This window comes from Aeromicrobium sp. YIM 150415 (assembly GCF_016918125.1).
Lineage (GTDB): Bacteria > Actinomycetota > Actinomycetes > Propionibacteriales > Nocardioidaceae > Aeromicrobium > Aeromicrobium piscarium.
Genome location: NZ_JAERWM010000016.1, coordinates 43,635 through 64,176 on the forward strand (window position 1 = coordinate 43,635; position 20,542 = coordinate 64,176).

At 66.5% G+C, this 20,542-nt stretch carries 23 protein-coding genes; 13 read left to right on the forward strand and 10 right to left on the reverse strand.

What is annotated here, in order from left to right; translation table 11 throughout:
* Positions 1 to 19: 19 nt before the first annotated feature.
* The 8 genes from JL108_RS11215 (at position 20) to JL108_RS11250 (ending at position 5,845) form a co-directional block, all read left to right on the forward strand.
* Positions 20 to 814, forward strand: coding sequence for an SDR family oxidoreductase (locus tag JL108_RS11215; RefSeq protein WP_205198358.1), 795 nt, complete (start codon positions 20 to 22; stop codon positions 812 to 814).
* A gap of 15 nt (positions 815 to 829) precedes the next feature.
* A complete protein-coding gene (locus JL108_RS11220; RefSeq protein ID WP_205198359.1) occupies positions 830 to 2,518 on the forward strand; it encodes a thiamine pyrophosphate-binding protein in 1,689 nt (562 codons plus the stop codon).
* A complete protein-coding gene (locus JL108_RS11225; protein ID WP_205198360.1) occupies positions 2,511 to 3,107 on the forward strand; it encodes an alpha/beta fold hydrolase in 597 nt (198 codons plus the stop codon). Before JL108_RS11220 ends, JL108_RS11225 begins: the two co-directional genes overlap by 8 nt.
* 17 nt (positions 3,108 to 3,124) lie before the next feature.
* A complete protein-coding gene (locus JL108_RS11230; protein ID WP_205198361.1) occupies positions 3,125 to 3,346 on the forward strand; it encodes a recombinase-like helix-turn-helix domain-containing protein in 222 nt (73 codons plus the stop codon).
* 1 nt (position 3,347) lies between these two features.
* Positions 3,348 to 4,415, forward strand: coding sequence for a Rieske 2Fe-2S domain-containing protein (locus tag JL108_RS11235; protein ID WP_205198362.1), 1,068 nt, complete (start codon positions 3,348 to 3,350; stop codon positions 4,413 to 4,415).
* Positions 4,412 to 4,780, forward strand: a complete 369-nt coding sequence (locus tag JL108_RS11240) for a hypothetical protein (protein WP_205198363.1) — start codon at positions 4,412 to 4,414, stop codon at positions 4,778 to 4,780. The genes JL108_RS11235 and JL108_RS11240 overlap by 4 nt, the downstream gene beginning before the upstream one ends.
* On the forward strand, positions 4,777 to 5,178 hold the full coding sequence (locus JL108_RS11245; RefSeq protein WP_143914615.1) for a RidA family protein: 402 nt from the start codon (positions 4,777 to 4,779) through the stop codon (positions 5,176 to 5,178). The genes JL108_RS11240 and JL108_RS11245 overlap by 4 nt, the downstream gene beginning before the upstream one ends.
* Positions 5,179 to 5,287: 109 nt before the next feature.
* Complete coding sequence (locus JL108_RS11250) at positions 5,288 to 5,845, forward strand: hypothetical protein (RefSeq protein ID WP_205198364.1); 558 nt, start codon at positions 5,288 to 5,290, stop codon at positions 5,843 to 5,845.
* 142 nt (positions 5,846 to 5,987) lie between these two features.
* Here the strand turns inward: JL108_RS11250 and JL108_RS11255 are convergent, their stop codons facing one another.
* On the reverse strand, positions 5,988 to 6,566 hold the full coding sequence (locus JL108_RS11255) for a GNAT family N-acetyltransferase (protein ID WP_205198365.1): 579 nt from the start codon (positions 6,564 to 6,566) through the stop codon (positions 5,988 to 5,990).
* A gap of 42 nt (positions 6,567 to 6,608) precedes the next feature.
* Positions 6,609 to 6,830: a hypothetical protein gene (locus tag JL108_RS11260; RefSeq protein WP_205198366.1), complete on the reverse strand. Its 222-nt coding sequence runs from the start codon at positions 6,828 to 6,830 to the stop codon at positions 6,609 to 6,611.
* Between the two features lie 158 nt (positions 6,831 to 6,988).
* Here JL108_RS11260 and JL108_RS11265 point away from each other — a divergent pair, with 158 nt between their 5' ends.
* Positions 6,989 to 7,636, forward strand: a complete 648-nt coding sequence (locus JL108_RS11265; protein WP_205198367.1) for an NAD(P)-dependent oxidoreductase — start codon at positions 6,989 to 6,991, stop codon at positions 7,634 to 7,636.
* Positions 7,637 to 7,643: 7 nt separating this feature from the next.
* The gene (locus tag JL108_RS11270; RefSeq protein WP_205198368.1) at positions 7,644 to 8,027 is read left to right on the forward strand and encodes a helix-turn-helix domain-containing protein; all 384 of its coding nucleotides are present in this window, start codon (positions 7,644 to 7,646) and stop codon (positions 8,025 to 8,027) included.
* 442 nt (positions 8,028 to 8,469) lie between these two features.
* Here the strand turns inward: JL108_RS11270 and JL108_RS11275 are convergent, their stop codons facing one another.
* The gene (locus tag JL108_RS11275) at positions 8,470 to 9,312 is read right to left on the reverse strand and encodes a MaoC family dehydratase N-terminal domain-containing protein (RefSeq protein ID WP_205198369.1); all 843 of its coding nucleotides are present in this window, start codon (positions 9,310 to 9,312) and stop codon (positions 8,470 to 8,472) included.
* The gene (locus tag JL108_RS11280; protein ID WP_205198370.1) at positions 9,312 to 10,469 is read right to left on the reverse strand and encodes an acyl-CoA dehydrogenase family protein; all 1,158 of its coding nucleotides are present in this window, start codon (positions 10,467 to 10,469) and stop codon (positions 9,312 to 9,314) included. The genes JL108_RS11275 and JL108_RS11280 overlap by 1 nt, the downstream gene beginning before the upstream one ends.
* Before the next feature lie 56 nt (positions 10,470 to 10,525).
* On the opposite strand from JL108_RS11280, the gene JL108_RS11285 reads away from it, so the two are divergent.
* The 3 genes from JL108_RS11285 to JL108_RS11295 are packed head-to-tail and all read left to right on the forward strand — an operon-like array spanning position 10,526 to position 12,539.
* Positions 10,526 to 11,173 (forward strand): GntR family transcriptional regulator, encoded by a 648-nt coding sequence (locus JL108_RS11285; RefSeq protein ID WP_205198371.1) that lies wholly within the window; start codon positions 10,526 to 10,528, stop codon positions 11,171 to 11,173.
* Positions 11,166 to 11,996 carry a CoA ester lyase gene (locus tag JL108_RS11290; RefSeq protein ID WP_205198372.1) on the forward strand — a complete coding sequence of 277 codons (831 nt, stop codon included), beginning with the start codon at positions 11,166 to 11,168 and terminating at the stop codon, positions 11,994 to 11,996. Before JL108_RS11285 ends, JL108_RS11290 begins: the two co-directional genes overlap by 8 nt.
* A gap of 18 nt (positions 11,997 to 12,014) precedes the next feature.
* A complete protein-coding gene (locus JL108_RS11295) occupies positions 12,015 to 12,539 on the forward strand; it encodes a nuclear transport factor 2 family protein (RefSeq protein ID WP_205198373.1) in 525 nt (174 codons plus the stop codon).
* Positions 12,540 to 12,549: 10 nt separating this feature from the next.
* Here the strand turns inward: JL108_RS11295 and JL108_RS11300 are convergent, their stop codons facing one another.
* From JL108_RS11300 to JL108_RS11325, 6 genes are all read right to left on the reverse strand, one after another.
* Positions 12,550 to 13,737, reverse strand: coding sequence for a CaiB/BaiF CoA-transferase family protein (locus JL108_RS11300; protein WP_205198374.1), 1,188 nt, complete (start codon positions 13,735 to 13,737; stop codon positions 12,550 to 12,552).
* Positions 13,738 to 13,887: 150 nt separating this feature from the next.
* Positions 13,888 to 14,700, reverse strand: coding sequence for an alpha/beta hydrolase (locus JL108_RS11305; protein WP_307837247.1), 813 nt, complete (start codon positions 14,698 to 14,700; stop codon positions 13,888 to 13,890).
* A 55-nt stretch (positions 14,701 to 14,755) separates the two neighbouring features.
* Positions 14,756 to 15,160 carry a Zn-ribbon domain-containing OB-fold protein gene (locus JL108_RS11310; RefSeq protein ID WP_205198375.1) on the reverse strand — a complete coding sequence of 135 codons (405 nt, stop codon included), beginning with the start codon at positions 15,158 to 15,160 and terminating at the stop codon, positions 14,756 to 14,758.
* Complete coding sequence (locus tag JL108_RS11315; RefSeq protein ID WP_205198376.1) at positions 15,157 to 16,200, reverse strand: thiolase family protein; 1,044 nt, start codon at positions 16,198 to 16,200, stop codon at positions 15,157 to 15,159. Before JL108_RS11315 ends, JL108_RS11310 begins: the two co-directional genes overlap by 4 nt.
* Before the next feature lie 107 nt (positions 16,201 to 16,307).
* Positions 16,308 to 18,893, reverse strand: coding sequence for a CoA transferase (locus JL108_RS11320; protein ID WP_205198377.1), 2,586 nt, complete (start codon positions 18,891 to 18,893; stop codon positions 16,308 to 16,310).
* A 51-nt stretch (positions 18,894 to 18,944) separates the two neighbouring features.
* Positions 18,945 to 20,414: an NAD(P)/FAD-dependent oxidoreductase gene (locus JL108_RS11325; protein WP_205198378.1), complete on the reverse strand. Its 1,470-nt coding sequence runs from the start codon at positions 20,412 to 20,414 to the stop codon at positions 18,945 to 18,947.
* Between the last annotated feature and the right edge of the window lie 128 nt (positions 20,415 to 20,542).

A 20,542-nucleotide genomic window follows, 5' to 3' on the forward strand; every position in this document is an offset into this window, starting at 1 on the left:
TCGACCGAAAGGGAATGCGATGGATCTGCGACTGCGCGACCGCACCGTCCTGGTGACCGGTGCCAGCTCGGGCGTCGGGCTGGCCACCGCCCGGATGCTGCTCGCCGAGGGCGCGAATGTCGCCGCCTGCGCACGGGACGCCGAGCGCCTCGACGCGACCCTGCGCGCCGCCCAGGCCGACACCGAGGCTCCGGGCCGGATCCACGCGGTCTCCGCGGATGTCACCGATGCCGCGGCGATGGGCTCCTTCGTCGACTCCGCCGTCCAGGCTTTCGGCGGCATCGACGGTGTCGTCTGCAATGCCGGGCGCTCGCTCATGGCGACGATCGACGAGACCACCGATGACCAGATCCGCGAGGAGTTCGAGCTGAAGCTGTTCGGCGTGCTCAATGTCGTCCGGGCAGCGGCGAAGCATCTCGCGGCCTCCGAGGTCGCCTCCGTCGTGGCGGTCAACGCGATCCTCGCCCGCCAGCCCGAGCCGAAGCTGGCGATCACCTCGGCCGCCCGCGCCGGGCTGCTGAACCTCACGCAGACGCTCAGCCACTCCCTCGGCGCCGACGGCATCCGCGTCAACTCCGTCCTGCTCGGCCTCGTCGACACCGGCCAGTGGACCCGGCGGTACGAGTCCTCCGGCAGCGACCTCGACTACGCCGAGTGGACCGGCCGGCTCGCGGCCGACCGGGGCATCGTGCTCGGCCGGCTCGGCACCGCCGAGGAGGTCGCCTTCCCGATCGTGTCGCTGCTGTCCCCCCTGTCCGGCTACACCACCGGCGCCTGCATCGACGTCGGCGGCGGCGTCGCCCGCTACGTCTGACCCCCAGGAGAACCCATGTCCGATCCTCAGCAGCCCACCGGCGGCGACATCCTCGTCGACGTCATGCGCCGGCATGGTGTCGAGGTCGCCTTCGGCGTCGTCAGCATCCACAATCTCCCGCTGGTCGAGGCCGTCGATCGCGAGCTGCGCTTCGTCCCGGTCCGGCACGAGGCAGCCGCGGTCAACGCGGCCGACGGGTACGCCCGGGCGACCGGCCGCTTCGGCGTGGCGATCACCAGCACCGGCACCGGCGCCGGCAACGCCGCCGGCTCGATGCTCGAGGCGCTCTCCGCCGGCAGCCGCGTCCTCCACATCACCGGTCAGATCGACAGCGAGCACCTGGGCTCCGGTCGAGGGGTGATCCACGAGGTGCCCCGTCAGCTGCAGATGCTGGAGTCGATCTCGCGCTTCGCCCGCACGGTCGAGCACGTCGACGACGCCGAGCGGGTGCTCGAGGACGCCATCGCGGATCTGCAGACCCTGCCCCATGCGCCGGCGAGCATCGAGTGGCCGATCGACCTGCAGTATCTCGGGGAGCCCGAGCGCCAGGTCGCGGCCTCACCCGTCATCGGCGAGCCGCGCAGCCCCGAGGACGACGAGATCGAGGCCGCGGCAGCCCTGCTACGCTCCGCCCGACGCCCGCTGCTGTGGGCCGGAGGCGGCGCACGCACGATCGGCGCTCCGCTGCGCGAGCTCATCGAGCGGGTCGGGGCGGGACTGCTCACCAGCAACGCGGGACGCGGCAGCGTTCCGGAGGACCACTCCCTCGTGCTCGGCAACTTCGCCTCGAACCCGGGCCTCGACGAGCTCATCGGCGATGCCGACGTGCTGCTGAGCATCGGCACGCACTTCCGGTCCAATGAGACGCGCTCCTATCACCTGCCGCTCCCCCAGACCCAGATCGCGATCGATGTCGACGCGGCGGCCATCGGCCGGGTGTACCCCGCCGAGGTCGGCCTCGTCGGGGACGCGGCTGAGATCGTCCCCCGGCTGCTCGCGGCGCTCGGCGACGAGGCCGGGGCCGAGACGGGGTGGACCGATCGCGTCACCGCGACCCGTGAGAAGGTCCGCGCGGTGATGACCGAGAACATCGGCGCCTATGGCGACATCTGCGCCGCGATCGACGAGGTCCTCCCGACCGGATCCATCATCGCCCGCGATGTGACCATCCCGTCCAGCTCCTGGGGCAATCGGCTGCTGCCGATCGTCGACCCGCGATCGAATATCTTCCCGCTGGGCGGAGGCATCGGCCAAGGGCTGGCGATGGGTATCGGAGCGGCCGTCGGCCGACCGGACGTGCCGACCTTGATCATGGCCGGCGACGGTGGGCTCGTCGTGCATCTCGGCGAGCTGGCGACACTCGCCGGCGAGGCGCCCTGGTGCGTGCTCGTCATCTTCAACGACGGCGGTTATGGCGTGCTGCGCAATCTCCAGGAGGCGCACTCCGGCGAACGCCACGGGGTCGACCTCTTCACACCGGACTTCGGCGATCTCGCCTCCGCCCTCGCGCTGCCGTACGCGCTGGCCCGCGATGCGGGCGAGTTCCGCAGCGCGCTGCACAAGGCCGTCGACCTGCGCGCCCCGATGGTGATCGAGGTCGACGTGACCGCGCTGTCCCCGGCACCGGCCCCCTTCGTACCGCCGGTGCACGTCCCCGAGCGCCCCACCGCAGAGCCCCGCAGCAAGGAGGAAGACCGTGACTGAGACCCCCGTCAGCCCCCACGGCGTCGGCGCGATCGATTCGCCCGAGGCCGCCGTGCTGACCCTGCACAGCCACGAGAGCTGGTCCCGGCCGAGCCTGGAGGAGCACACGCACCTCACGGTGAGCTTCCAGGCCGGCCAGGACCTCGACCAGCGCACGTCCGCGGCCGCATCGACGGTCGAGGAGTTCGGCTCCCCCGTGCACGTCGTGGCCAGCGGCCCCGACGGTGCCGTGGCCGTACGGCTCGCGGTCACCCGTCCCGACCTCGTCAAGTCCCTCGTGCTCGCCGACTGCAGCCCGGCGAACGACCTCGGCGATGTCACCGACGATCTGCCGTCCGTGACCGTGCCTGCGCTCGTGGTCGCCGCCTGCCCGGACGGCACCAGCGGACTCGAGGAGTCCCAGACCCTCGCCGGACAGATCCCCAATGGCGTCTTCGTCGTCATCGACCACGTCGAGCTGCCCGCACACGACTCGCGGCCGGCGTCGTTCAGCGCGTGGTCGAACTCATTCATCTCCATCGTCGAGGGCCTGCGATCGCTGGACAGCGACGCGGTCACTGTCTCTTCGGCTCCCGCTACCCCCGCTTGATCACCACCGGAGGAATCATGGAAACACCGCTGTACCTCGAACCGATGCAGACCCGGGACGAGCCGCCGACGCCCTATGAGACGAAGCTCGCCGGACTCATCCACGCGATCTTCGCCGAAGGCCACGAGACGCTTCCGGCGCTCGTCGGGGCCCTCAACGAACGTGGTTCCACCGCGCCGGACGGCAGCGCGTGGACCGAAGAGACCTTCCGTGCCGAGATGCGACGACTGGGAGAATGACATGAGCACCCTGACCACCGCGCCGCGCGTCAACTCCGCGGGCAAGAACTCCGGACCCCTCACCGTCGAGGAACTGCAGGCGACCGGCCTCCGCGACCACTGGTACCCGGTGCTGCCGTCGCGGCTCGTGAAGCCCGGCGAGATGCAGAAGGTCACCCGCCTGGGCAAGGACTGGCTCGTGTTCCGCGATGCCGGAGGACGCGTCTCGGTGCTCGCCGATCGCTGCCCGCACCGCAACGCCCCGCTGTCCATCGGGCAGCACCTGGGCGACCGAGTGCGCTGCCAGTACCACGGGGTCGAGGTCGATCCGACCGGCACCGTCGTCAAGGTGCCCGGCATGCCGGGGTGCGCGTTGGAGGGCAAGCAGGCCACGCTGAGCCTCGAGGTCGCCGAGGGCGCCGGCGCGATCTTCGCCTGGTTCCCGGCGACTCCGGACAGCAAGGCGCCCGAGCTGAAGCTGCCCGACCGCCTCGCCTCCGACGAGCACACGCACTTCCTCAACTATGTCGAGTGGAACGCGCCCTGGCGGTACTACCTCGACAATGTGCTCGACCCGATGCACGGCGCGTTCTTGCACGCGGACTCGCACTCCATGTACCGCGGCGACACGACCGCCCGGTTCCGCATCCGCGAGACCGATCGCGGGTTCTTCTTCGAGAAGACCGACCAGCGCGGCCAGAACTTCGACTGGGTCGAGTACGTCGAGCAGAACGGACTCTCCTATGTCGACCTGGAGATCCCGTACGGCCCGGACGCCGGCCCCGGCGGGCCCTTCGGCATCGTCGGCATCCCCACGCCGATCACCGAGAACGTCACGGCGGTGTTCCACTGGCGCACACGGGAGGTGACCGGTTGGGAGGCCGAGGTGTGGCGCTTCCTGTACAAGACCACGCTCGAGGAGAAGCACTGGGAGGTCCTGGAGCAGGACCGGATGATGCTGGAGAACTTCGCCGTCGACGCCGATCAGGGCGAGCACCTCTACCAGCACGATCTCGGAGTCGCGCGGATCCGGCGCATGTTCCAGGCCGCTGCCCGTGAGCAGGCGAAGCGCATCGCCGGCGAGGCATGAGCGAGCGCGGCGATCTGGAAGGGAATGACGACGGTGAGCTGATGCTCACCGTCGTCCTCCGGCACGACCAGTCCCGTCACCTCGAGGAGTTCCAGCGCCAGTTGGACGAACGCGAGTGGTGGACCGGTTTCCCGCCCGAGGGTGTCGAGATCGTCTCGTGGGTGGTCGCGGTCGGTCTCGGCCAGATCGTGACGCTGCGGCTGCCCTCGGGCCGGCTCAATGCCGTCAATGTGGAGCTCGAGCGGCGCGCGTGGGGCACCTTCTCGACCGAGGTCTACGCGACCTACGACTTCGTGCCGGTGCGCGAGCGGCTCACGCGCGAGTCCATCGCGCGCCGGGCGACAGACGGGCGGGAGCGAGCATGACGGCGATCAACTCACCCGAGGTGGCCGAGCCGCCCCGGCCCGACATGTTCAGCAATGCCCGGCTGGTCGGCGGCCAGCTGTTCCTCTCCGGACTGCATGCCGGTGACGGCTCGGGTGGGGTGCTCGGCGACGGTTCCACCTATGACCAGGCCCGACAGACCTTCATCAAGATCCGGCATCTGGTGGAGGCGGCCGGCGGGGTCATGGACGATCTTGTGACCCTGCGGATCTATCTGACCGATATCGGCGAGAAGGCCGAGGTCGGCAGAGCACGTGCTGAGTTCTTCTCCGGTGACTTCCCGTGTTCGACGCTCGTCGAGGTCAGCGCGCTCGTCGACCCGGTTCTCACCGTGGAGATCGAGGCTCAGGGCGTGCTCGGCAGCGCCGCGCGCCGCTGACCGGCAGAGGCGATGCCCCGGCCCGGAGGGAGGGTCGGGGCATCGCCCTGTCCGCATCGGAGCCTGATGCGCCATGATGGAGTGTCAGCCGATCGAAGGAGCCGAGTTCATGTCGACACCGACGCCGACCGACCCCGGACGGGGTTTCCGCATCACCGGGATCGTCTTGACGATCGTGGGCGCCTTGACGGCGGTGGTGTGCGTCGGCGGGGGCGTCGCCCTGGGCGTGATCGGGATCGGCGGCAGTGTCTCCAAGGTCGGCGACGGCGAAGTGATCTCCGGCGCCGGGCAGATCACGCTGGAGGCCGACGAGGACCTGCAGCTGTACCGCCGCCAGGGCGACGCCACTCCGTCGTGCACCATGCAGACTCCCGACGGCGAGCCGCCGGCACGCGGCACCAGCCAGTCCAGCAGTGTCACCGTGCACGGCGACACCTGGCGGAGCTTCGACTCCTTCCGCACGACGACGGCGGGTGACTACGTCCTGAGCTGCACAGGCGGCGACGTGCTGGTGGCACCGCCGCTGTCGATCGGTGGGATCTTCGCGGGTGTCGGGGGCATCCTGCTCGCCGTGTTCGGCGGCCTCGGCGGGGTGGCCCTCCTCGTCGTCGGCATCATCCTGTGGATCATCGGCCGGTCGCGGCGGCGCCAGGCCGGACTCGCCTGACCCGGACACGTTTCACCCTGCCGGGTAGGGGGTACCAGACCGCCGCGGCCCCGCGCCACGGTCACTCCCACCTACCAGTGTTCGCGGGGCCGCACCGCCGTCACGCACGGCAGAGTGGTCCCGCCTCTCGGGACGGGACCACTCAGTGCGCGCCGGCGGCGGCACGCAGCATCGAGTACACCGTCGGCCCCCGATCGATAGGAGTCGTGGCCGTGAGACGGAAGCCGAGACGCTCGTAGAGTCGCACGTTGCGCTCATCGGAGGTCTCCAGCGCGACCGACGCGCCCGGATCGAGTTCCGCGACCACGTCCAGTCCGGCGGTGGTGATCCGCGACCCGAGCCCCTCGCCGCGGTGGTCCGGATGAACGCCCAATGTGGCGAGCTCCCACGCTCCCGTCGGCGGCGAGGGGGTGGCAGCACCCGCGACAGCGTCGAGACGGTCGCCGTGCAGCGCGACGATGCGCCCCATCGCCGCGCTTCCGGGCTCCGGAGCGCTGGGAGGGACGAAGGCGATCACGGCGCGCACCCCTTCATCGACGAGGACGAGCCCGTGATCGACGGCGTGGGCGAGATAGATCGCCTGGAGCTCCTCGAGCCGCCGTGGATACTCGTCCTCCGGCACGGTCCAGCGGGTCCAGGGGTAGTCGTCGAAGGCGGCGGCAAGGACCGCAGCGGCTTGGACGATGTCGTCCTCAGTGCAGCGGCGGAAGGAAGGATCCACCCGCTCACGCTACTGGTTCAGAGGCGGGTCACGACCATCGCGTCAGGACGCGGGCGGTGTGTCGTCGACACCGCGGTCGAAGACCCAGTCCTGTCCGTCGAAGCGCCAGATCTCCCAGCGCTCGAAGAGCTCCGCGTGATCGAACTTCTGCAGTTCGACCCATGCGAGTGCGTCCTCGGGCTCGATCCAGTCACCTTGCTCGCTGCCGGCCGCGGCACCATCGAAGTCGTATCGGACACGGAGCGTTCCCACCTGTGGTTCCACCCTCGCAACCTACTGCGGGAATCGAGCACGCGCTCAACGGAGCGATCTCTTCGCATCTCTCGAGTCCGCGACCACCTCGGAGAGGCTGGCGGAAGCAGCTTGCGCCCTATAACTATACTTTCGATAGTAAGTATCTCTTTCATAGTGAGGAAATCTCCATGGCTCAGGTCCTCGTCTTCGGCGTCACGGGTTACGCCGGTGGGCACATCACCACCGAGCTGCTCAGTCGCGGCCACCACGTCACGGGAGTCGCCCGCGATGTCTCCTCGGTGGATGATCGCGTCACCGCCCGTCCCGGCTCGATCTTCGACGTCGACCTCGTGCGCGATGCCGCGCGCGGTGTCGACGAGATCGTCGTCGCCCTTCCGGCTCGTGCGCTGGAGGAGAACGGTCCCCGGCTCATCGACGCGCTGCCGACCCTGATCGCGACCGCGACCGCCGAGAACGCGCGGCTGAGTTTCGTCGGCGGGGCCGGATCCCTCGATGTCAGCGAGGGCGGACCGCGCCTCTTCGATACACCCGATTTCCCGACCGACTACCGCACCGAGGCCACCGAGCACGGGGCGATCCTCGATGCCCTGCGCGAGACCGATGACGACCTGGACTGGTTCTACGTCAGCCCGGCCGCGAGCTTCGGTTCGTGGAACCCCGGCGAGCGAACCGGCGAGTTCCGCATCGGCGGCGACGTGCTTCTCACCGATGCGAACGGCGATTCGAGCATCTCCGGTGCCGATTACGCGACCGCCTATGTCGACGAGATCGAGAACCCCCGGCACCGCCGGGCACGCTTCAGCGTCGCATACTGAGAGCTCGATGATTCGAGAGGACGCCGTGAACGAGGAGCCGGACTTCGATCCGTATCACCCCGACTGTCCCAGTAGGCAGTTGGTCGACCGGGTGGGCGATCGCTGGACCATTCTCGTGACCGGCGTGCTCTCGGACGGCCCGGCCCGGTACGGCGAGATCGCGGCGAGTGTCGGCGGAATCTCACCGAAGATGCTGTCTCACACCCTCAAGGCGCTCGAACGCGATGGCCTCGTGACCAGGAAGGCATATGCCGAGGTGCCCCCTCGTGTCGTCTACGAGCTCACCGACCTCGGCCGAACACTGCGCCCGGTGCTGCTCAGTGTCGAGGCGTGGGCCCGCGAGAACGCGCCTGCGGTGCTGTCAGCACGCGAGCGGTACGACGCGAGCTGACCGGCGCAGGCACCGGCGGCAGCCCGCTCAAGCTGGAGGGTCGGAATCTCCTACCGGTCGGAGGGCCTCGATCAGATTCTCGAGGTCATCGACCATCTGCGGGCCTCGGCACCATAGCGCTCGCACACATCTCGCAGGCGCTCCCTTTGCGCTCCCTCGCCGGATCGCCCCCGCCTTGACGGAGAAGAACCACCGCGATCCGCAGGTAAGACCGATGATCCTCTGTCTGATCATGCGGTTATTCACCGAGCGTCCTGGTCATCGTCCGATTCGCCGCTCTTGCTCATAAGAAGACGGCGCCTCCGATCGATCGGAACCACGAACCGACCGGCGGCACCCGGGTGGGACCCGCCGGGCCGGAAGCGAGGCTCAGCACAGGAAACACCAGGTCGTTGACCTGGTTTACGCCCATCACGCAACGGCCGTTAGAAGACCATCGGCCCTACGCAGCGACGTGAGCAGACACGTACTCGTGCTCTCCCGCCCATCCAGTGACCTCGAGATCGTCACCGGTGGCACCCGTCGCCACGAAGAAGGTCAACCTCTCACCCACATAAGCGGGTCCCCGGAGGCGGAAAGCCAGCTCGGTCACGGGACGTCCCAGCACCTGGAACGCCGTCTCCGAGGCGAGGAGCGCCGTGAGTGGACCATGCACCAGCAGAGATGGATGGCCCTCGACCTCTTGGGCATATTTCTCGTCGACGTGGATTCGATGGCGGTTGCCCGTCAGACGACTGAATTGTTCCAAGAGCGATGCGTCAGGCGTGAGCTCCATGACCGCCGTGTCCGTCGTGGCCGCTTCGGAGCGCCTCCCTGGCGAAGCGGGGAGACGTCGATAGACGATGTTGCGCTCCTCGTCGATCGCTAGGCCGTGCGTGTCGAACCATCTGTGCGTCTCGGTCACCAGAAGTAGCGCTCCAGCGGCACCCTGCTTGAGGGCCGTCGAGGTGACCGTCATGTCACGCCAGGCCGGTTCGCCGACCCGTAGCGGGTGATGGACCCGCACTCGGCCACCACCGAAGAGACGCTGCCGACCCGAGAGCGGCGGCAGCACTCCGGAGCCAGCCGGGTGCCCGTCCTCGCCCAGCTCAACACCATCGAGGTCTTCCCGCAGCACCACCTCGTGCCACATCGGGCGCAACGGTTCACCTTCGCCCGGCGCCTCGACCGCCAGCAAATCCGCCAGCTCGAGCACCGAAGCTGGATCTACGACACCCTCCACGCGAACCGACTGCGGCTTCCAGGCCTCGGACAGTTCCACCAGATCATCGAACAGGGCAACCATCACTGATGCCCCACCTTGTGGCGTCCGATGTACTGTGCGGCGATCACATTGCGCTGAATCTCATTCGTCCCCTCGCCGACGATCATCAACGGTGCGTCACGGTAGTACCGCTCGACGTCATACTCCTTGGAGTATCCGTAGCCGCCGTGGACCCGCACCGCGTCGAGTGCGACCTGGGCCGCGATCTCCGAGGCGTAGAGCTTCGCCATCCCTGCTTCCAGGTCGCTGCGGACGCCTTGCTGAAACTGATTCGCAGCATCGAGAGTCAGCAGGCGCGCAGCGTGAACCTTGGTCGCCATATCCGCGATCAGGTTGCCTACGGCCTGATGTCTCCAGATCGGCTTACCGAAGGACTCTCGCTGTTGCGCATACACACTGGCATCGTCCAGCGCCGCTTGCGCGACGCCCACAGCACGAGCAGCGACCTGGATCCGCCCCACCTCGAGACCGGACATCATGTGCACCCAGCCTCGGCCAGGGTCGCCCCCCAGCGCTGCGTCGGCGGGCACCTCCATCCCGTCGAAAGTGAGCTCACATGCCTCCACTCCGCGATAGCCGAGCTTCGGGATCTTCCCTGAGACGGTCATCCCCTCTCCGGGCTCGATCAGGAGAACGCTGATGCCGGAATGGCGAGGTGTCGCTTCAGGATCGGTCTTGCACAGCAGCGCGAAGAGGCCGGCCTTCTGTGCATTCGAGATCCAGGTCTTGCTCCCGCGAACGACGAATCCATTGGCGTTGGGCTTCGCCACCGTCGCCATCGCCTGGAGGTCGCTTCCACCCCCAGGCTCGGTGAGCGCCATGGTCGCGCGGAGCGAACCGTCCGCCATCCGCGGCAGATACTTCTTCTTCTGCTCCGGCGTGCCGAACCGGTCGAGCAGATAGGACACCACCGAATGGCCTCCCGTCGCTCCCGCCAAGCTCATCCATCCGCGAGCGAGCTCGATCGTGACGGAGGCGAACGCAGGAGCACTCAGCCCCGATCCGCCGAACTCCTCGGGTACCAACATCCCGAAGAATCCAAGCTCCTTCATCGACTCGATGAGCGGCTCCGGGTAGACGTCATCCTGTTCGAATTCCCTCACCCGTGGCCGGATCTGGCGATCGGCGAATACGGCCGCCATCTTGACGATCTCTTGCTCATCCTCGGCCAGATACATGATCTCTCACTTTCCTATAGGATCGGAGATGATCTTACATGGAATACTCTTCTCGCGTGAACCGCATCGACACCCCATCCGCTGAAGTCGCCGTGCATCTGCGAGAGCAGATCGTCATGGGAAGGATCGCGCCCGAAACCTACCTGCGCCTCGAACCGATCGCACACGAGTTCAGCCTGAGCGTCACCCCGGTACGTGAAGCGCTGTTCCAACTGGCGGCTGAAGGATTCGTCAGGTTCCTCCCCAGACGCGGTTTTCTGGTGCTTCCGCTCACGGACGAGGACATTCGCGATGTCTACGAAGTTCAGGCCTTCATCGCCGGCGAGCTCGCCGCGCGGGCGACTCTCGCCTTAAGCCGCAAGGACGTCGCCCGCCTCCAGCAGGAACAGGAACGGCTTGAGGAGGCGCTAGCGGCCGGACGACCCTCGGACGTCGATGGACACAACCACGAGTTCCATCGCCAGATCAATCGCGCCGCCGGGTCCGAACGGCTGGCCGCGATGCTGCGCACCTCGACGCTCTTCGCACCTCGACAGTTCTTCTCACGCATCGAAGGGTGGAGCGAGGCATCCGCTACCGAGCACCACGACATCCTGCAGGCGTATCACGATGGTGATGCCGAGGCGGCTCGCCAGGCCATGTGGGCCCACATCATCCACGCCGGCGAACTACTGGCACAACACAGAGGAGCTCCTCATGACTGACCTTCACGAGAAGGCCACCAACGCAGTGACCTGGCTCTTCGTGCCCGCATCGCGACCGGACCGCTTCGACAAGGCGCTCAGCGCCGGCGCCGACCTCGTGATCGTCGACCTCGAGGATGCCGTCGACGCACCGGAGAAGGCCGCTGCCCGTCAGAATGTTGCCGAGCTGCTCGGCCGGCGCCAGGACATCATCGTTCGCATCAACGCGCGGGCGACTCCGTGGTTCGAGGAGGACTGTTCGCTGGTCTCCGAGATCGCGTGCGGCGTCATGCTTCCGAAGACCGAAGGTGCCGACGACCTTCGCCTGGTCCGCGCGAGAAGCGAAGGAACCGTCGTGATCGGCCTCATCGAGACCGCCCATGGTGTCCTTAACGCCCCGGGCATCGCCAGCGCGGCAACCCGACTCGCCTTCGGGAACGCCGATCTGGCCGCCGAGCTGGGCGTGGCCCCCGATGACAGGGAAGCACTCGCATGGAGCAGAGGTGGCGTCGTGGCAGCAAGCGCCGCTCACCGGCTCCCCGGACCGATCGACGGTGTCACCCTGCGCATGGACGATCCCGGCCTCGTGCTGTCCGATGCAGAGGACGCCCGACGACACGGATTCGGAGGTAAGCTCTGCATCCACCCGGCTCAGCTCTCCACCGTGACAGAGGCTTTCAGCCCGACGGACGAGGAGCTCCGGTGGGCCCTCAGCGTTGCTTCCACCGGCGATGGCGTCAGCAGCGTAGACGGGATCATGGTGGATGCACCCGTCAAGGCCAGAGCTGAACGCCTGCTGCTTCGCGCGGGTCTGGACATCTCTGGGCACCCTGACCCTCAGTAATTCTCCTATACTGTCCTAATGGATTTGGACGATGACACCCTTGCCACGCTCCGCACCCTGAGCGACCGCCAACAGATCATGGACTGCCTGCACCGGTACACCAGAGGTGTCGATCGGCTCGACCGGGAAATGCTGTTATCGGCCTTCCATGCGGACGCCATCGACGACCACGGGATCTTCCGCGGGACCGCAGCCGAGTTCGCCGACTGGGCGTTCGACCTTCATCGCACACGGCACCGAGGCCACCAGCACTACATCACCAATCACACCTGCGACCTCGATGGCGACACCGCGCACACGGAGACCTACTTCATGATGGTCGGCCAGAACGTCGACGGAACGCCGGTCACCTTGCACGGCGGACGTTATGTCGACCGCCTTGAGCGGCGAGCTGGACGATGGGCCATCGCCTACCGACTCTCATTGGTCGAATGGGTGGGTGGCATCACACCGCCTGATCTGCCCGCGGCGAAGCGTGTACAAGGCGGGGTGATCGCGCGTGACCGTAGCGATGTCTCCTACATTCGCCCGCTGCTGCCCTGAACGTATCGGGTCAGATGACACCCGTGGCCCTGAAGCCCTCGATGTCCTCGTCTGAGTACCCCAGTTCGACAAGGATCGCCTGCGCGTCCTCGCCGATGCTCGGCACCCTCCCCATCCGCGGTTCGACACCGCCGAGCCGCGCCGGTGGCAACAGGCTGTCGACAGTGGTCGTCGGTGTCTCGACCGGCACCCAGGCCCCTCGCTCCTCCAGGACCGGATGATCCAGGAAGTCGGTGACGGTGTTGATGGCCGAGTTCGCGATCCCCGCCGCGTCGAGTGCCACTTGGATCTCCCGGCTGGGATGCGCCGCGAAATGCCGGGCGATCACAGGATCGAGTTCCGCGCGGTGAGCCACCCGAACGCTCGACGTAGCGAAGCGAGGATCCTCCACGAGCTCGGGAGCCGCGAGGATCTGCTCGCAGAAGCCCCGCCATTCCCGATCGTTCTGGATCGAGAAGAGCACCTCGCAACCATCCGACGCCTCGTAGGCACCATAGGGAGCGATGGTTGCATGGTGAGTTCCCAGCCGCGGCGGCTGCTGCCCTGAGTACCGGGTGTAATAGGCGGGCTGGCTCATCCACTCAGACAGCGCATCGAAGAGCGAGACCTGCACTGCCCTGGCAGTTCCCGTCGTGGCCCGCGTGAACAGAGCGGCCAGTACGCCGCTGTAGGCATACATGCCGCCGGCGATGTCCGCGACCGAGATCCCCACTCGAGCGCCCGATTCCGGCGTACCGGTGATCGATACCAGACCGGTCTGGCATTGAATGAGCAGATCATAGGCCTTGCGGTCGGCCCATGCGCCGTCCGAGCCAAAGCCGGTGATCGCGCAGTCGATGAGGTCGGGGTTCAACGTCGCGAGCTCGTCCGGCCCGAACCCCAGGCGTTCGACGGCCCCCGGACCGAGGTTGTGAACGAAGACATCAGCGCTCGACAACAGACGCGCGAGCACCGTACGACCCTGAGCCGACTTCACATCGAGTGTCAAGGAGCGCTTCGAGCGGTTCAGCCAGACGAAGTAGCTCGACATGCCATCGACCACGTCGTCGTAGTCTCGCGCGAAATCGCCCTTGCCCGGCCGCTCGATCTTGATGACCTCCGCGCCGAGATCCGCGAGTTGACGCGACGCGAAAGGTGCGGCCACCGCCTGCTCCAGGCTGATCACGCGAATACCTGCGAGCGGAAGATTCTGATCCATCACTGAACTCCTCTGTCACGACTACGTTCTCCTGCCGGGCCCTCTAACCACATATGTCTCACTGACCCGGCCTGCCCAGCCTTCGTCGTTGCGCTAGCGGAGATGGTGCGTGCGGGGTCCACCGGCAGGCCGGGTTCAGCCCATTGCGCACTACGCCCGCAGGACATCGATCATCCGGAGGCTTGCTGCCGCGCACTCGATCGGCTTGTCCAGAAGCACATGATGGAAGGCGCCGGCGATAGCTTCGGAAGGAACCTCGCGTCCTAGCTCACGTTCGAGGAACCGGACCGTGTCCGGTCCTCCCAGGTCGCTCTTCGTTCCATAGATATATCCGACAGGACACCTCACCGATCGGAGGTCGGCGCTCACCTCATCGTTCAGTAAGCGCCGACGAGCGGCCGGGTCGAACTTCCAGCGCCAGCCGTCACGTGTCTCCCGCAGTCCTCTCTCGGCGATGGCTCTCAGAAGTCCCGGCTCTGCCGACGTCTGCGGTGGGGCGAGCCGGAACCGGCTGAGCGCCTCTTGCCGAGAGGCGAAGTAGCGCGGCTGCGAGGATGGCCGAGGCAGCCCCAGCAGTGGCAATCGACTGTCGATCAACACCAGCGAGGCGACCAGGTCAGGATGACGGGCTGCGAGTGTCACCCCGATCGTGCCGCCCATGCTGTGGCCCACGACGGGCACCGGAGCGTCACCGATCCGGTCCAGTACCGCGGCCAGCTCATCAGCCCAGATCGCCGCGGAGTAGGTTTCCCGATGATCGCTGTCACCGTGCCCGCTGAGATCTGGCAGGACGACACGCCGGTCAGTGGCCACCACCGGGAGCATGGCGTCCCACCATCCTGAGTGAGCCGCGCCCCCATGGACGAGCATCACCGTCGGGTCGGACCGAGGACCGATGGTCCGGTAGGAGATGCGTGCTCCTGAGACCATCACGCTCGACGTCGTGGTGTCGTCGACCATCATGGCGTCGCCCGAAGATTCGGTCGACGGCGAGACGTCCGGGCGGTGTCGGACCACATCACGCGGTCTCCAGCGCAGAGAAGACCGGCACCGCCTGGTGCTTACCCAGGGTCTGGAAGCTGGCCGACACACGAGTGCCCATGGGGTCAGCGTCCTCGGCGAAGCCGTCCAGGGTACTGAGCAGCCGAATCCCACAGTCGAGCTCGATCAACGCCACACTGTAGGGAACGCGTTCCCTGAGGTGAGGAGCGTAGGCGCGGTGGTAGACGACATAGCTCCACACGGTGCCCACGGGCTCGACGTCCTCCCAGTTGAAGCTCCGGCTCAGGCACTCCGGGCAGACTCCTGCCGCCGGCCATCGTAGATATCGGCAGTCCGAGCAGCGCTGGAAGACCAACCGGCCGTTTTCGGCCTCGGTCCAGAAGCGCACGCCATCGTGCTCCTCGGGGGTCTCGAGGGTCATGCCGCCTCCGTGGACAAGATGGTGCTGGCAGCCTTCATGAAGCCGAAGGTGGAGCAGTACTGAGCAGTGTTTAGTCCATCGATCTGGCGTGCGCCTGCTTCTCCCCGCAGCTGTCGGACCGCTTCACACAGATGCAAGAACCCCCACATATAAGCCTCCGAGAGCTGACCGCCGTTGGTGTTGAGGGGCAGCCTCCCCCCGAACCCCACATCGCCACTACGGAAGGCATCTCCCACACCGCCGGGCTCCACGAAGCCGTAATATTCGAGCATCTGCAGTACCCAGATACTCGTCGGATCCTGAATGTAGAGCGCATCGATATCGTCGCGGTCGACCCCCGCCGCCGGGTAGATGCGATCAGCCACCTGCTGGATCCACGGTCGCATCCACTGATCGGCGTTCTGCCGATCGCGAAGTCCCGTCTGTTGAGCGATGCCCATCACGCTCACGGGGCTCTGTGTGAGGTCACGCGCGCGATCGGCACGTGCAACGATCAGGCAAGCGGCCCCGTCGGAGATCATGCACAAGTCCGGGCGGCGCAGCGGGGCCACCAGATAGGGAGCGGCGAGATAGTCGTCGACCGTCAGACGGTCGCGGAAGATCGCCAGCGGATTGTCCGCGGCGTACTTGCGCTGGGAGACCGAGATCTCCGCGAGGTCGGCCTCGGTCGTGCCGTACTCGTGCTGGTGTCGGCGAAAGGCCATGGCGGCAGGACCCGCGACGTTGAGGAATCCGTAGACCGAGGCTTCGTCGACGCGTCCCAACGCATGAGAGAACGTATTCCCCGCGCTCCGCTGGTTGGTTCCGTAGACGATCGCGACCACGGAGGCCAATCCGGCGTCGATCACCGCGCACGCCAGGTGTAGCGAGAAGTTGCAGGTGCCGTAATCGAGCGTGGCGCTGTAGGCAGGATTGAGACCCGCCAGGCGTCCGATCTCGGTGTCGATCCCGAAGCCGCCGAAGGACTTGCAGGTGATGAGGCCGTCGATCTCCGACTTGGCGATTCCGGCCTCGGCGAGGGTGATACGCAGCCCCTCCACAGCTAGCTCATCCGCGGATATGCCGGGGATAGTTCCCTGTTCGGTGTTCCCCACGGCGACGATCGCGCTTCGTCCTCGGATCGCTCCGCCCAACGCCTCCGACGCCATCAGATGGCCTCTTGCTCGGCCAGATCATCGACCTCGTCGCGAGAGAGTCCCAGCAGTTCTTCGTAGACCTCGTAATTGTGCTCGCCGTAGGTCGGAGCCCCGGCATCGACTCGCCCACCGGCATGCTGGGGGGTGTCGCTCATCCGCACCGAGGGCGCGGCCACCGGCCACCGGCCGAAGTTGGTCGCATCGAGCTCGGTGAGCCAGTCAAGCTCCCGGAGTTGCGGGTCGTTCTCGACGCGATCTTGAGCGGTCTGGGCGATGCCGGCCGCGATGCCGGCTCCCTGGAGCCGGTTCATCAGGTCGAAGCCGTCGTGCTCTCGCGTCCATTCGTCGATCAGTCGGTCGAGGTCGACGCGGTGGGCATGACGGGCCTCGGCCGTGCCGAAGGCGCTGTTCTCGGCCCACTCCGGGTGCCCGGCTTCCTTGGCCAGGACGACCCAATCGTCATCGCTCTGACAGCTGATGGCGATCCATCGGTCCTCACCCTGCACACGATAAAGCCCCTCTGGGGCAGCCGTGGCGTAAGGCGAACGATTGCCCTCCCGCTGCCAGACACGTCCGTTGACCTGATAGTCCAATGTCGGCACGGTGGTCATGAAGAGCCCCACCTCGCTCTGCGAGGCATCGATGGCCTGTCCCTGGCCGGTCACCTCGAGGTGATGCAGGGAGCTGATGATCGCCAGCGCGAAGCTGTATGCGCCGTACCAGTCAAGGTAGGAGTACCCCCAACCGGCGGGCGGGAACGGATCGGGGAGCCCGCTCATCTCCGAGGTGCCCGCGAACGCCTGAGCGACCGGGCCGATGGTACGGAAGCGTCCGTAGGCACCGAAGGTACCCATGCCCGACTGCTTGGCGTAGATGATGTCGGACTTGATCGTGCGAAGATCCTCGTAACCGAGCCCCCAGCTCTCCATGACGCCAGGTGAGAAGCCCTCTGCCACCACGGTGCTTTCGGCGACCATCCGTCGGGCCAGCTCGAGCCCCTTCGGATGCTTCACATTGAGCGAGATGCCGCGCTTTCCAGGGTTCTTGTTGTTGTACTGAGCACCGACTGGTCCGCCCAGGTCGGCCGGCCACTGCGAGGGCACGGGTCCCGTTGCCTTCTCTCGTGCCTCTCGGCCGCCGACCGGATTGCCTCCGCGGCGCGGGTCGAGGTTCTTGTGCCATTCGACCTTGATGACATCGGCACCCAGAGAGGCCAGGAACCGCGTCGCTCCCGCCGACGCCAGCATCCAGCTGAAATCGAGGACACGAACGCCTTCCAGCGCCCATGGAGTGCCGTGGACCGATAGCGTCTCATCGGCCGGGATCGTCAACCGTGGTCGTTCTGCGGCGCGTGGGCTGATCGTCAGACGCAGGTTCTTGTCCTCATCCAGCTGCGGTGCGGGGCGATCATTGGCCCAGGCCGTCTCGCTGGCGATCCACTTGCTCGTGGGATAGCGCAGGGTCGTGTCGAGCTCAGGGTGCCGCACATCGCTGTACGTGCCTCGGCGCAGCCAGTGCTCGTCGTAGGCGTTCTCATGAGGCTTACGAACCGGCACCCACATGAGCCCGGCTTCCTGCGCTTCGCGCCACGGCACATCCTCGAAGAGGTAGCGTCGGATGGTGTGCTCGACCGCGTCCATATTGCGCGCCGCGCCGCCCTCCATGCCCGGCAGCACGCGCGAGTCCTTCGAGCGCTCGTCGCTACCGTCACTGATCTCGTCACCGATGCCGTATTCCTCCAAGAACGGCCCGAGGAGCTTGGCGTTCCGTGTCGAGGCGAGGATCCATCGACCATCCTTCGTCTGGAAGATCGAGCGATGAATCGAGATATCCGGAGCCGAATGCCGGCACGTCTGACGATGGAACGGGGTCCGGAGACAGACCCAGGACATCAGATCGCCTTCGGTGTTCTTGGCCAATGCCTCGTGGATCGCACAGGAAAGGTGCTGTCCCCTGCCCGTACGACGACGTCGGATGAGCGCTGCGATGAGGGTGAAGGCGAGTTGCTCTCCCGCCACCGCGTAGGCGTGGTCCAGCTGTGGGGCGATCGGCGGCAGATCGTAGCGCCGCTTCGGGTCCGGATCGTATCCGTTGTTCATCACCTGGCCGCCGAGCGCCAGATGAACCAGGTCGGTCGCCTTCCAGTCTTTACGTGGACCCTTCTCGCCGAAGGGCGTGATCCGCCCGACGATCAACGCTGGGTCGTCTTCTCGCAGTCGATCACTGCCGAGTCCGCGTTCCTCCAGATAGCCGAGTGGGCTCGCATCGAGCAACACCTCGCTCGCCCCGACCAACTGGCGCAGGCCGTCCCGTCCCTCGTCGGTATCCAGATCCAACACCACCGAGCGCTTGCCCCGGTTGTACGCCCAGAAATGCAGTGACCGCTCGGCGTCGGGCGTGTCGCCGACGAAAGGACCCATCTGCCGGCTGCTGGCGCCACCCGGCGGTTCGACCTTGATGACCTCTGCTCCCAGGCCGGCGAGCACGAGACCGCAATACTCTCCGAGCCGATCGCCGACCTCCACGACGCGGACGCCTTCCAGCGCGCCTGGCTTGGTCGCCTCTGTGCGGTCTTCGGTTCCCTTGGTGGTGGCCACAGTCCTGGTGTCAACTTTCTCGTCGGTGTATCAGGAGTCCTAGGTCGTCGACTACGTGGGGGAGCCCGCCGGGACCCCACCGCCACGGGCCGGGTAACGCTCGAAGTCGGAGAGCGACACGGCGGCGTACTGGTCGGCGTGCTCCTGCCGGCTGAAGGGCCAGATGATCGGCGTTCCCCCCTGGTCCGTGTACCAGTTGTCACACAGGGAGTAGGTCGTCTCGGGAAGGGCCTGACGAACTCCATTGCAGAAGGCCTCGGTAGCCCGCTCTGTCGGCGCCAGAGGAAGTCCGTCGGCCTTGATGGTCTCCAGCAGTCTCATCAGGAATCCGACCTCGTCGCGCAGACATGTCGGAATGGCAACGGAGTTCACCGGAGCGAATGGACCGTTGAGCAGGAAGAAGTTCGGCATACCGGGCAGGGCGACGCCCCGATAGGAGTAGACGCCCTCGCTCCACATCTTGTCGATGGTGAGACCGTCCGGACCGATGACGTCCATGGGCCGCATGTAGGCGTGAGTGTCGAACCCCGTGGCGTAGACGATGACGTCGAGCTCGTGGAGACCGCCATCGGCGTCGACCAGCCCGCCCTCCTCCGCCCGCTGGATACCGCCGAAGACCGGCTCGACGTTCGGCAGCTGCACGACCCGGTAATAGTCGGGCGACTTAGGGATGCGCTTGCATCCGAGCGGCTCCTTCGGCGTGAGCTTCTCCCGCAACTCGGGATCGGGGATCTCCTCGACCAGCTTGTCGCGGAACCGCCTGTTCATCTCGTCGCGCTCCGGCCCGGGGGACAGCTTCCAAGCCTCGGGACCGTCCGTGGCCAGCCGCAGCTCCGCCATCTTGCGGTCCCAGTGCCCCGCCAGCACCGGTACTCGCAACAGCAGCCGCTCCACCAGCGAGATCTTCGGGTTCTCCTTCACCTGGATCCACTGTGGTGTGCGGATGAAGTGTTTGACTCGGTGTCCCTGCTTGCCGAGCTCGCTGACGATCTGGATGCCGCTGGAACCGGTGCCGACGACACCGATGCGCTTGCCTGTCAGATCCAGGTCGTGATCCCACTCCGAGGAGTGGAAGCTGGCGCCGGCGAAGGTGTCGGTGCCCGGGAAGGTGGGCTGTTTGGGTACCCGCAGGAAGCCGGTCGCGGCCACGACGACATCGAACGTCTCCGTCTCACCGCCGTCGAGGGTCAAGACCCAGGACTCGCCCTCCCAGGTCGCAGCGCGGACCTCGGTAGCGAAGCGGATATTCGGGTTGATCTTCTGTTCGCGCGCGAACTCCGTCAGGTAACGCTGGACCTCCGAGCCGGGGGCGTACCGCTTCGACCAGTAGTTCTTGCGCGCGAACGGAAACTCGTAGCTTCTCGTGATGACGTCCACGTGGAGACCGGGGTAGTTGTTGTCATGCCACGTCCCACCGGGCGCCTCGCGCTTCTCGAAGATCCGGTAGGGAATCCCAGCCTCACCCAAGTGGTAGGCAAAGTAGAGTCCCGACATGCCGGCACCGATGATACCTACCCTCACTGTCCAACCTCCAAGGCTTGAAACTATGCTCGAGGACAAATCTAACATCACTGTGGATCACCCTCACAAGTGCCCCCAGCACCGGTATTTGCATGAGCCACCATCAGGCATACTATGTTGAGTACGTA